The organism is Chryseobacterium sp. W4I1, from assembly GCF_030816115.1.
GTDB lineage: Bacteria > Bacteroidota > Bacteroidia > Flavobacteriales > Weeksellaceae > Chryseobacterium.
On record NZ_JAUSXQ010000001.1, the window covers coordinates 3,121,002 to 3,132,999 of the forward strand.

The 11,998-nt window shown below is 36.7% G+C and carries 9 protein-coding genes; 3 read left to right on the plus strand and 6 right to left on the minus strand.

All coding sequences use genetic code 11. From position 1 onward, the window contains the following. The first annotated feature begins 286 nt into the window (after positions 1-286). Positions 287-3,478: a hypothetical protein gene (locus QF044_RS14635; RefSeq protein WP_307268728.1), complete on the plus strand. Its 3,192-nt coding sequence runs from the start codon at positions 287-289 to the stop codon at positions 3,476-3,478. 219 nt (positions 3,479-3,697) lie between these two features. Then, complete coding sequence (gene dusB / locus QF044_RS14640) at positions 3,698-4,693, plus strand: tRNA dihydrouridine synthase DusB (RefSeq protein ID WP_307268730.1); 996 nt, start codon at positions 3,698-3,700, stop codon at positions 4,691-4,693. Positions 4,694-4,732: 39 nt separating this feature from the next. Here the strand turns inward: dusB and deoC are convergent, their stop codons facing one another. The 5 genes from deoC to QF044_RS14665 all read right to left on the minus strand — a co-directional run bounded on the left by deoC (position 4,733) and on the right by QF044_RS14665 (position 9,213). Next, a complete protein-coding gene (gene deoC / locus QF044_RS14645) occupies positions 4,733-5,479 on the minus strand; it encodes a deoxyribose-phosphate aldolase (RefSeq protein WP_307272042.1) in 747 nt (248 codons plus the stop codon). Between the two features lies 1 nt (position 5,480). Further along, positions 5,481-5,951 carry an Lrp/AsnC ligand binding domain-containing protein gene (locus QF044_RS14650; RefSeq protein ID WP_307268733.1) on the minus strand — a complete coding sequence of 157 codons (471 nt, stop codon included), beginning with the start codon at positions 5,949-5,951 and terminating at the stop codon, positions 5,481-5,483. A gap of 8 nt (positions 5,952-5,959) precedes the next feature. Beyond that, positions 5,960-6,907 (minus strand): endonuclease, encoded by a 948-nt coding sequence (locus tag QF044_RS14655; RefSeq protein ID WP_307268737.1) that lies wholly within the window; start codon positions 6,905-6,907, stop codon positions 5,960-5,962. A gap of 375 nt (positions 6,908-7,282) precedes the next feature. Beyond that, a complete protein-coding gene (gene trmD, locus QF044_RS14660; protein WP_307268739.1) occupies positions 7,283-7,954 on the minus strand; it encodes a tRNA (guanosine(37)-N1)-methyltransferase TrmD in 672 nt (223 codons plus the stop codon). Further along, positions 7,951-9,213, minus strand: coding sequence for an NAD(P)/FAD-dependent oxidoreductase (locus QF044_RS14665; protein WP_307268741.1), 1,263 nt, complete (start codon positions 9,211-9,213; stop codon positions 7,951-7,953). The genes trmD and QF044_RS14665 overlap by 4 nt, the downstream gene beginning before the upstream one ends. A 65-nt stretch (positions 9,214-9,278) precedes the next feature. Between QF044_RS14665 and QF044_RS14670 the strand changes: the two genes are divergently transcribed. Then, positions 9,279-10,142, plus strand: coding sequence for a glycoside hydrolase family 25 protein (locus QF044_RS14670; protein WP_307268743.1), 864 nt, complete (start codon positions 9,279-9,281; stop codon positions 10,140-10,142). A 136-nt stretch (positions 10,143-10,278) separates the two neighbouring features. Here the strand turns inward: QF044_RS14670 and QF044_RS14675 are convergent, their stop codons facing one another. After that, positions 10,279-11,925 (minus strand): alpha/beta fold hydrolase, encoded by a 1,647-nt coding sequence (locus tag QF044_RS14675; protein ID WP_307268746.1) that lies wholly within the window; start codon positions 11,923-11,925, stop codon positions 10,279-10,281. Positions 11,926-11,998 lie beyond the last annotated feature (73 nt).

Sequence of the window (11,998 nt, forward strand, 5' to 3'; positions counted from 1 at the left end):
TTCGCAATTTATTTTCAAGCCTGCTGACTTATTCACATTGATGTTAAATTCTAATACTTTTACCTATTAAAAAAACATTTAGCGACTTCAGGTATTTCTCCATATTCGTAAAATTTAATTAATCATAATTCAGATTATAAAACCTGTAATTTTCATAGATTAACAATAATTAGATTTATTTTCTGTTAATAATCCTAAACATCTTGCTATTAACATTTTTTAGCTATTTTTACGAATTATTTTGAAAGGCTTGCGCAATTTTCTTCTTCTGATGGGTTTATTTTTCATGGGCATATTTTCGGCCCATGCACAAATATTTTCCTGGAAGAATCCTAACATTCCCGAAGACTCTATAAAAAAAGACAGCATTCTTGCGGCAAGGTTTGAGCAGGATATTTTTGCAAAGGATACGATGGATTTTGTAAAGACAAACAACAAAATAATCGTTGATGAAGCAGTTCTTGTAAGAAACGATAAGAAAAGGTTTTTGGGAGAACTTAACTCTAAAGGTTCAATTATCCGGGGGATTACGTTTGGTAACAACCAGGGACAGTCTGTACAGAGCTCCATGGATCTTCAAATCTCAGGAAAACTCTCTAAAGATGTTACTATTTTAGCAAGTATTTCAGATCATAACCTGCCTATACAGGCTGATGGTTATACACAGACTCTGGAGGAATTTGACAAGATCTATATGCAGCTTAATATAAAGGATAAATCGATCCTCCGAGCCGGGCATCTTGACCTTGTGGAATCCAAGAATTATTTTGCAAAATTCCAGAGGCGAAGCATGGGTATCGAATTCCAGACCGAATTTGGAAAAGATAATAAAACCTTTATAGATGTTTCGATGGGAGTTGCCCGAAGTGAGTTTCACAGGGTTCGTTTCCAGGGGGTGGAAGGCAATCAGGGACCTTACCGCCTGACAGGGAAGAACGGTGAACAGTTTATCACGCTTATCTCAGGTTCTGAACAGGTATTTATTGATGGTATTCTAATGAAGCGAGGGGAAAATCAGGATTATATCATCAACTATAACACCGGGGAAGTGACATTCACCAGTTTCCGTCCCATCTTCCAGCAGAATTTTATTACGATTTCATATAATTATACCAATAGAAACTATTCAAGATATTTATTCACCGGAAAAGTTGAGCATCAAAGGGAAAAATTTAAGGTAGGGCTGAACTGGTTCATGGAAAATGATAATAAAAATGCTCCTCTTGCTTTAAATCTTTCTAAAGAGGATGAGCAGATTCTTGCCAATGCCGGAAATGATCCTAATTTAATGTATGCCCCATCCGGCGTCATTACGGAATATGATGTTAATAAGATCTTATACCGTTTAAATCCTGCCGGAAATTATTACGAATTTTCCACCAGTCAAACGGAAACACTTTATCAGGTTTCTTTCACTTATTTCGGAATCAATCAGGGAGATTATAAAATCACTCAAACTACCAATAACGGACGTGTTTTTGAGTATGTAGGAAACAATATGGGGGATTATAAAGCGGTACGCAAACTCCCTTCACCTCAAAAATCGCAGGTCTATTCTGTGAATTCTGAATATCTTTTAAAGGAAGGAAAGATAGGTGCAGATTTTTCACTTAGTAATTATGATCTGAATTTGTTCTCGTCAAAAGATGCTGAACAGAATATCGGTTATGCCTATCGTGTCTACGGAAATAAAAGTTTTACGAAAAATAACTGGAAAGGTACTCCAAGTTTTGAATATCAGTACATTGACAAACAGTTTCACATTCTGGACCGTATCAATGATGTGGAATTTTCCAGAGACTTCAACCTTGTTCAGGAATTTAGCCAGAGAACACAGAACAGATTCACGTTCAGCTTTTTAAATAAATGGAATAATAAATCGAACCTGAATTATCGGATCAATTATCTTGATGAGCAGGACACTTACAAAGGAATTAAAAATGATCTGGACTTCGGCTGGATCACTGGGAAGTTCTTCACAAAAGGAAATTTATCTTATCTGAATACCAATGCCACACTACAGGACACTAAATTTATCCGTGGTGGAGTTTCTACTGAGTTTACCGGCAAAAAAGGAAGCTGGGCAGTAGGCGGAAGTATGGAACATAATGAGAAAAAATATAATGATACGCAACTCATGGATGTGACCAGCTTCAGCTGGAAAGAAATTTTTGTACAGAAAAAAATTGGTGATAGTACCCGTACAAAACTACTTGCCAAGGTATATATGAGGGATAATGACTCTGTACGAAACAACAGGCTTGAGAATATGAATAATATTCTGGGGATCATGGCAGAAAGCCAGCTTATTAAAACAGAAAAGACCACCTTAAATGCATTGGTACATTACAGAAAATTCTTTTATCAAAATAATGAGGGTGATATGACGCGAAATAATGATTTCGTGGTAGGAAATATTCTTTATAACCAGCAGCTTTTCAGAAACGGGATGCGTCTGCAGGCTTTTTATGAACTTGGAAACGGCCAGGAAGCACAGCGGGAATTCCAGTACCTTAAAGTAACCGATGGACAGGGAGTTTACAAGTGGACAGATTACAACGGAGACGGTATCCAGCAGCTGGATGAATTCGAGATTGCAGAATATTCTGACTTAGCCCAATACATCAGAATCTATACTAATTCTGTACGATATATTCCTTCTAATAAAAATAAAATACAGCTGGCATTATTCGTTAATCCTTCAATTATTTTTAATTCTGAAAATGGATTTTTAAAGCGTTGGAATTTTAACGTTTCGTTAAACTCACAAAACTCATTCTATAAAAAGGATAAAGTATTGGTATTGAATCCTTTCGAAAAAAACAGTGATCAGATCCTTAAAAATCAGAATGTTTTAGCATCGGTACAGTTCAATCCTACTGAGAAATCCGGATGGAATGGGAATTACCGCTTTATCTCCAATGACAATCTCATCAATGCCAATTTCAGTAATGAAGAACGGGAACAGACTTCTCATTTCATCAACGTTGGATATTGGTTTAATAAAGAATTCAGGATCGATTGGGAAAACTCAATTCATGATATTAAAAACTCTTCACAGTTGTTCACGACCAGAGATTACCGTCTGAATAATTTTGAAACAAAGCCAAAAGCTACCTATAAATTTACAGATGCCATTCAAGCTGAACTTTCATCTGCCTACCGTGAAAAGCAGAGAATTGATGGTGAGGAGTTATTGAAAGCTTTTGACGTCACGGGAACTATCCAGTGGGAACGTAAAAAAACTTCGATCAGAGGAAATTTCTCTTTCATCAATAATAATTTCACCGGAAATAATTTCAGCATTGTAGGAAACCAAATGCTGGACGGCCTTAAACCAGGTAAAAACCAGGTATGGAGTGTTTTTATTCAACAGGCAATCAACTCTTTCCTTCAGCTCAATTTAAATTACGAAGGAAGAAATTCCGGAGAGAGAACCATTCATATCGGAAGTATGCAGGTGAAAGCGAGCTTTTAATTAAGTTTGAAAGTTTTAGAGTAAGAGAGTATATGAGTGTAGAGTTGTTGGTTCTAGTTTCTCGCAATAATTATCAAATTTACTAAAATCTCTCTTGTCTGACGTCTCATGTCTGCTATCAGATGTCTAAATCTTAGTTCTTGGTTCAAATCCTCCACTCTATCTTCACAATAGAAATTATCATAAGCTCAAATGTTTATAATTTCGTAAATTTGCGCCATGGTAAAAATAGGCAACATAGAACTGCCGGAATTTCCGCTTTTGCTGGCTCCGATGGAAGATGTAAGCGATCCTCCGTTCAGACGTCTTTGCAAAATGCATGGAGCAGATCTCATGTATTCAGAATTTATTTCTTCTGAAGGCTTGATTCGTGATGCGATGAAGAGCCGTAAAAAGCTGGACATTTTCGATTATGAAAGACCGGTTGGCATCCAGATCTTCGGTGGAGATGAGGAGGCAATGGCGATGTCTGCAAGAATTGTAGAAACGGTAAATCCGGATCTGGTAGATATTAATTTCGGATGCCCTGTAAAAAAAGTAGTGTGTAAAGGAGCAGGAGCAGGCGTTCTTAAAGATATTGACCTGATGGTACGCCTTACTAAAGCGGTTGTAACCTCTACTCATCTGCCTGTAACAGTGAAAACCCGTTTGGGATGGGACAGCAACAGCATCAATATTGATGAAGTGGCAGAACGTTTACAGGAAACAGGCATCAAAGCTTTAACAATACATGCAAGAACCCGTGGTCAAATGTACAAGGGGGAAGCAGACTGGGAGCATATTTCCAGAATTAAGCAGAATCCTAATATTGAAATTCCTATTTTCGGAAACGGAGATATAGATTCTCCGGAAAAAGCACTTGAATATAAAAATAAATATGCCTGTGACGGAATTATGATTGGCCGTGCTGCCATTGGATATCCATGGATATTTAATGAAATCAAGCATTTCTTTGAAACAGGTGAACATCTTCCGGAACCTGCTATTTCAGACCGCTTACTTGCGGTACGTCAGCATGCGGAGTGGAGCGCAGAATGGAAGGGTGAAAAGCTGGGACTTATTGAAATGAGACAGCATTATAGTAATTATTTCCGTGGAGTTCCTCATTTCAAAGAGTTCAGAAAAAAATTCCTTGAGGTCTATACTTTGGAAGAGATGGATGTTCTTATTAAAGAAACGCAACATTTCTACGAAGAATATCAGGCACAGCTATAAATAAAAAAACCATCAGAATTTGATGGTTTTTTTGTGTTATTAATATCCTTCTTGCGAGGATTTGTTTTTAATCAGTGCCAATGCAGAAGAAGTTCCAATCCTTTTAACGCCCATACTGATCATTTTTTCTGCATCTTCAGGAGTTCGTACGCCTCCTGCTGCTTTTACGGGAAGTTTCCCGGCATTATCCAGCATGATCTTCACGCCTTCAAATGTAGCTCCGTTTGGCTTGCCGCCTTCAGTCTGATAAAAGCCTGTTGAAGACTTTACAAAAATATGGGCAAGATCATTCTCAGAAAAATCTTCTTCTGCCCAGTTTGAAATATTTCTGGTCACATCAGCAATCTGCTGGTCTGTGAGTGCTGCAATTTCAATGATCCATTTTACCACTTTCTGATGCTGAAGACCAAGCTGTGTACATTTTACAAACTCTTCTTTCACCAGTTCCAGATCACCTTTAAGGTAGGCAGTGTAATTGATTACAAAATCAAGTTCGTCTGCTCCGTCCTCAATGGCTTTTGAAGCTTCTATAAGCTTTGCATCAATAGAATGGGTTCCTTCATGAAAACCTATGACAGTGCCTACCGCAACATTGGAATTTCTTTCCTGAATATACTTTTTGATATCAGCAACATAATCCGGACGGATCATCACCGCAAAAACACCATGATCTATGGCTTCCTGTGCAAGCTGCATATCAATCTTTAAAGTTTCTTCGTTTGACAGACCTGACTGTGCAGGTGTTTTCAAATAGGTTGAATCCAAATATTGGGCAATGTTCATAATCTTATACTTTCAGTTGTCTGTAAATACCTTGTTCCAAAGATATGAAAGTTTCCGTTCTTGTCACGCCTTTCAGCTTCTGAAGTTTGCTTAGAATTTGCATCAAATGATCATTGTCTTTACAAAGAACTTTTAAGAATATCGTGTAATTCCCTGTGGTATAATGAGCTTCTACTACTTCGTTCACATCTTTCAGAGATTTTACAACTTCGGGATAATGGCTGGGCTGATCCAGAAACATTCCGATGTACGAAATAACTTTGTACCCAATTTTTTTGGGGTTAAGAAACGAAATAGAGTTTTCAATAACTCCGGCGTGTTCAAGTTTTTTAATCCTTTGATGCACTGCTGTAGTAGAGATTCCTACATTCTTCGAAATGTGGGCTAGCGATGTTTTCGCGTTATCCATCAGCATGTAAATGATCTCTTTGTCAATAGAGTCTAGATGATAGCTTGTGTTGCTTGAATTTTTCATTTTCTACTTTAATTATTTATGTTTTTGTTTTCTTCAAACTTTACAAAAACCGGAAAGTGGTCACTATATCCGCCTAAATACCGTGTTCCGGCATAGGTTCTAAAAGGACGTCCTTCAAAATTTCTTGTTCGGCTGCTTATTTTTTCAGAATTAAATATTTGAGCATTCTGAAATTTCAAAACATCATTATCAAAAAAAGATTTTGATAAGATAATTTGGTCATATAACAGCCCGTCTTTATAATGAAAAGTAGAATAATTTCTTGTATAGAACAAGTCTTGAAAAGGATTTACCAAAACCTTTTCACGATCATTGTCGTATAAAACGTTTACCAAATTTTCATCATCCGGGTTTTCGTTAAAATCACCGCACAATATGACATGTTCCTTGTCGAAGTTTACAATTTTCAGGATCCGTTCCCGGATTTCATTAAGAATAAAGTCTCTTTTAGGCTTATTGACGTCTTTTTCTCGCTTGGAGGGAAGATGGGCGATAAAGACATTAATAACAGCTCCTTTATATTTAACCTTAGAAAAAAGTACGTCTCTGGTTGTGTCGTAATTTTCTGTGTTTTTATTTAAAATCTCGAAAAAGAAAGTGATCGTTTCTGAATCTATAATCTCCACTTTATTTTTATCATAGAGCATAGCTACATCCACTTTTCTTTCATCCATAGAATTGTAATGCACAATCCCATATTCGGAATTAAAAGGTTCCATTTCCACCAAGTCTTCCAAAACTTTCCTTCCGGAAACTTCAGATAAACCAATCAGAAACGGGAGGACACCATTTTCCTCCTTCATCAATTGAAAAACATGTGAAATTTTAAAAAGCTTATTTCTATATCTACTTTCATCCCAATTTTTCAAACCTGATTTTGTAGGATCTAATTGATGAACAGGTTTAGGGTCTGGCAAAAATAAATTTTCGACATTGTAAAAAGAGAACATCTCCATCTTCGCAATTGCTATCTTAAAATTATCAAATTCTTTTCGTTGTAAATTTATTATTTTTTTTCAAATTCCATTAAATTTATTTATAATATTTTCATATTAATACTATACAGGCCATACAATATATTTAACAAAAAATATCAACTAAAATAGCGCATTTACTGCCAAATTATTAAGCATTCAAAATAATGTTACGTGAAGACAAAATTAAAACAATATATACATCCTAAGTTAACAGGAAAAAAATTATAAATAAATGAATAAATGGTTGATAATTTTTACACATTTTGGGTTTTATATCAATTCTTATTAAGTTCCGAAAATCGCATCCCGGAAATGTGAAAAAAAGTTTACAAATAGGCCATTTATCTTATTAATTTAAAGCAGATCCGGACGTTTTTCTTTTGTAATCCTAATGGCTTCGTCCTGGCGCCATTCTTCAATTTTGGCAAAATTACCGCTGAGAAGGATTTTCGGCACCTCTAAACCTTTATAAACTTCAGGTCTCGTATAGATAGGCGGCGAAAGGAGATCATCCTGAAAGCTGTCTGTCAGTGCACTCTGCTCATCATTGAGCACTCCGGGAATCAGTCTTATAATAGAATCTGCCAGAACACATGCTGCCAGCTCTCCTCCGGTAAGGACATAATCGCCAATAGAAATTTCTTTGGTGATGTGAAGATCCCGTACTCTCTGATCAATGCCTTTGTAATGGCCGCACAGGAAAATCAGATTATCTTTTATAGAAAGGCTATTCGCCATTCTTTGGTTTAATGTCACACCGTCCGGTGTCAGGTAGATCACTTCGTCATATTCCCTTTGGGATTTGAGTTCGGAAATACATTTATCCAGCGGCTCTATCATCATTACCATTCCTGCTCCGCCTCCATAGGGCTCATCATCAATCTGTCTGTGCTTATTGATGGCATAATCTCTAACGTGATGAAAATGGACTTCTACTAAACCTTTATCCATTGCTCTTCTCAAAATAGAAGTCTGAAACGGACTTTCCATCAATTCTGGAAGTACGCTTATAATATCAATTCTCATTGTAATGTTCCGTTTTTCTTATTAGGTGAAATAATTAATCTTAAAGAAGAGTCTTTATTGAAATAGCTCCACATCCAGTTGAAAAAGACAGCCAGCTTATTTCTCACACTCAGAATAAGCATGAGGTGAAGAAACATCCAGAAATACCATGCCAGGAATCCCTGGAATTTGATAAACGGAAGATCTACGACAGCCCTATGCTTTCCAATGGTTGCCAGTGAACCCTGATCTTTGTATTCATACTCTATCCAATCACCTTCATTCTTCTTTAAAAAGTTTTTACCTAAATTTTTTGCTTGATTAATGGCTACGTTTGCTACCTGCGGATGTCCCTGTGGATATTTTGGAGTTTCCATATAGGCAATATCTCCAATTGCATAAATATTGTCGTAACCTTTTATTTTATTAAATCGGTCTACTATATATCTGTTTCTAATTAATTTTTCTGCTGGAAATCCATCAACTACATTTCCCGTGACACCAGCTGCCCAGATCACATTGTTGGACGGAATATCTTTTCCGCTCTTCATAAAGACTTTATTTCCGTCATATTCTGTAACGACTTCACCACTTAAGAAAGTTACGCCAAGATCTTTGAGATATTTTTCAGATTTTTCCTGAGCTTCACTGCTCATTACAGCAAGGGGCTTTTCTGTGGAACTTACCAGAATAATCTTAAGCTGGTTAAAATTCATGTAGGGATAATCTCTGGGAAGAATTTCTTTTTTCATTTCGGCAAAAGCTCCAGCCAGTTCTACACCGGTTGGACCACTTCCTACGATAACAATATTCCAGTTACCATCATCGCTTCTGCTTTTTTCAAGAATCAATTTTTCAAAGGTCATCAGGATATGATTTCTGATCCCTATTGCTTCCTGGGTATTTTTCATTCCAAAAGCCTTTGATTCCAAGTCTTTGTTTCCAAAGAAGTTCGTTTTACATCCGGTGGCTATGATGAGTTTATCATAGGTGAATTCAGCTTCATCCGTAATCACTTTGTTATGCACAGAATCGATTTCTTTGACTTCAGTGAGACGAAACTGGGTATTTCTGGACCGCTGAAAAATCTTCCTGAAAGGAAAGGAAATATTGGAAGGCTCTATCCTTCCACAGGCAACCTGATAAAAAAGCGGCTGAAACATATGATGATTCACCCGATCCAGAACGATTACTTTTTTGTTCTTGTTATTTAACGTTTTTGCAAGCTGCAGCCCCGCAAATCCTCCTCCTATAATGATGATTTTTTCGCGTGTTTCCATAATACACAAATTTACTGATTTTATTTAGCATTTAGAAGTGAAAAAAGTTAGTTTTGCAAAACTTTATGACACCCAGAAAGTACACCAAAAAAACTGCCAAAAAAGTACATGAGAACCGTCGGAAGAATTATTTTTTCCGGAGAAAAGTAATATTGGCTGTTTTAATTCTGGCTTTAATTGGGACCGGATTTTATCTGAAGCAGTCTATCAGCTATTATTATGCACTTTACTTTAATAAATTCAGTCATAAAAAACTTCACAACAGCGAAATAGAAACTTTAAGAATCCAGAAAATTCTTTCGGCCAATCTTGATAAAACTTATGGCTTTGATGTTTCTCATTACCAGAACAAGGAAGATATAAAATGGGACAGTTTAAGCATCGGAAATAAAACCATTCCGCTTGAATTTGTGGTGATGCGTGCTACGATGGGAAACCGGAATGCAGATAAACATTTTAATGAATTCTGGGCAAAGGCTCAAAAATATAATCTGATCCGTGGCGCTTATCATTTTTACAGGGCAGATGAAGATCCTGTAATCCAGGCCAACAATTTTTTAGCAAATGTAAAACTGGAAAGCGGAGATCTCCCGCCTATTCTGGATATCGAAAAGATCCCAAAACGGAAAACGAACAAAAAACTGATTGAAGACTTAAAAGTGTGGTGCAAAATCGTGGAGGAAACTTACGGTGAAAAACCAATCATCTATACTTATTATCATTATTATAAAGATTTCCTGAAAGGAGAATTTGACGGCTATCCACTCTGGCTGGCCAATTACAATGATGTCCCCTCTCCCACTCCAAATGATCCTTGGGATTTCTGGCAGTTTACGGAAAACGGAATTGTTCATGGGATCAATACGAAAGTAGATCTTGATATTTACAATGGAAGTACATGGTCTTTGAAGAGGCTGACACTGGATTAGCAGGAATAAAAGATGGGAGATGGAAATTTTCTAAGGCCGGAAGAACTATTCTCCCTAACCTATTTACTTTTGGGCTGATAAAAACTGATTCTCCCATTATCTCCCAACATCCATCTTCCCTCTTCCAGCCCAAAAACTATTTCCCCAGAAACCTTAGAATATCCGCATTCAATTCATCTGCATGTTCAAAAGGAATCATGTGGGTCGCATTTTTGTAGATCCTAAGTTCAGCATTCGGAATTTCCCTGGCTATCATTTCGGTATGATCCTGTTTGATCACATCTTTATCACCAGCAATTACCAAAACCGGACTTTGTATTTTTGAAAGGTCTTTCTTGCTGATATGCGGTTCTTTTAGCATGATTGTTACCAATCTGCGTTCGTCAAATTTCTCAGGTTTATTCTCAATATTCAGTACCAGGAGCTGGTTTTTCAAATGGGTAACCAGTCTTTCGTCAACACCTTTAGGAAAAGCATTGGCTCCGATAGCTATTAGTTTATTAAGATTTTCCGGATATTTTAGAGCAAATTCAAGTCCTGTGATTCCGCCATCGCTCCAGCCTGCAATATTTATTTTCTTTAACCCCAACTGATCTGCAAGCGCTTTTATATCTTCTGCAAATTGAGTATAAGTAAATTCTCTATGAGATGTATCGGTACTTTTACCCTGTCCCCTTGTATCTACAACAATCACTTTGAACTGTTTGGAAAGAACCGGGATCTGTTGGTAAAAATCCTTTATACTCCCGGAATTTCCATGAAGAAGAAAAAGAGGTTCTCCTTCTCCGTAGGTTTCGTAGTAAAGCTTTGTATCTTTTAATGCAAGATAATTACCTGTCGATTCATTTTTTCCGTAGCCTGAATTTTCAGCTTCTGTCTGATACTGGGAAACATCAGAAATCAGCCCTTCAAGGTCATCCCCTAAAGCAGCTGTTTCGTCTTTGATATTTTTTGCACTTTTATCCACTTTTACATCTATGTTGATCGCAGGTGCCGCCAGAGTCATTTTCTGCCAGTCTCCATAAAATTTTCTAATAAATCCTGTTCTGAAAAGAGCTGCACTGATATTGATCTTTCCTTCAAATTCTTTTAAAAATTGAATTCCAATGAAGAATTTACCCTGCACCCAGATATTATGTTCATTAACATCCAGCGTATAGGTTCCATCTTTGATCATATCCTTGGTAAGCTCCACTGTGATCTCTTCATCCAGAATATTCTGATCGGGAAATCCGTTTTTCTCACTATAAATACTGTATCGCATCAGTACAGGCATATTGGAGGTATAGCTGGCAATATTCAGATTGATGTTTTTGATCTTGGATCTCTTGTTGGCATTAAATTCCAACGCAGTTTCACCAAGGAAATCTTCTTTTTTGAATTGGGAATTAACAGAATACAGGACGCTTTTTGTCTTGGTATTAACACCCCAGTTTTTGTCAATCAGTTTCTTAACTTTGATGTTGACTTCCTTTATGGTTTTAATCTTTTCTTTTAAAAAGATCTGTTGACCATCCTTTTTTTTGAAATTCTGTACGGATTCAGTATAAGGTTCATAACCGGGAACCTCTATCCTGAGCTTTTGGGAATTCTCGAGCCCGGAAAGATCAATGGAGAAATTTCCCTTTTCGTCAGAAACCGTTCCTTTATTTTCTTTTTCGATTCCTATCTTTACATAAGGAATAGGTTGGTTTTCATTTTTAGCAATCACCGTTCCGGAAATGACCTGGGCATTGAAAAGATATGCTGCAAAAAGAAAGAATAGAGTATTGAGTTTTTTCATAGTATAAGTTTGGTGCAAAATTCTCTATTTCCTGCATTCATCAGTCATAACAGATTATTAAATTTAAAGCCAC

What these genes read in the sequence shown, in the direction of transcription:
- QF044_RS14635 (WP_307268728.1), top strand. Translation starts at nt 287, where the DNA reads ATGGGCATATTTTCGGCCCATGCACAAATATTTTCCTGGAAGAATCCT.
- dusB (WP_307268730.1), top strand. Translation starts at nt 3,698, where the DNA reads ATGGTAAAAATAGGCAACATAGAACTGCCGGAATTTCCGCTTTTGCTG.
- QF044_RS14650 (WP_307268733.1), bottom strand. Translation starts at nt 5,951, where the DNA reads ATGAAAAATTCAAGCAACACAAGCTATCATCTAGACTCTATTGACAAA.
- QF044_RS14655 (WP_307268737.1), bottom strand. Translation starts at nt 6,907, where the DNA reads ATGGAGATGTTCTCTTTTTACAATGTCGAAAATTTATTTTTGCCAGAC.
- trmD (WP_307268739.1), bottom strand. Translation starts at nt 7,954, where the DNA reads ATGAGAATTGATATTATAAGCGTACTTCCAGAATTGATGGAAAGTCCG.
- QF044_RS14665 (WP_307268741.1), bottom strand. Translation starts at nt 9,213, where the DNA reads ATGGAAACACGCGAAAAAATCATCATTATAGGAGGAGGATTTGCGGGG.
- QF044_RS14670 (WP_307268743.1), top strand. Translation starts at nt 9,279, where the DNA reads ATGACACCCAGAAAGTACACCAAAAAAACTGCCAAAAAAGTACATGAG.
- QF044_RS14675 (WP_307268746.1), bottom strand. Translation starts at nt 11,925, where the DNA reads ATGAAAAAACTCAATACTCTATTCTTTCTTTTTGCAGCATATCTTTTC.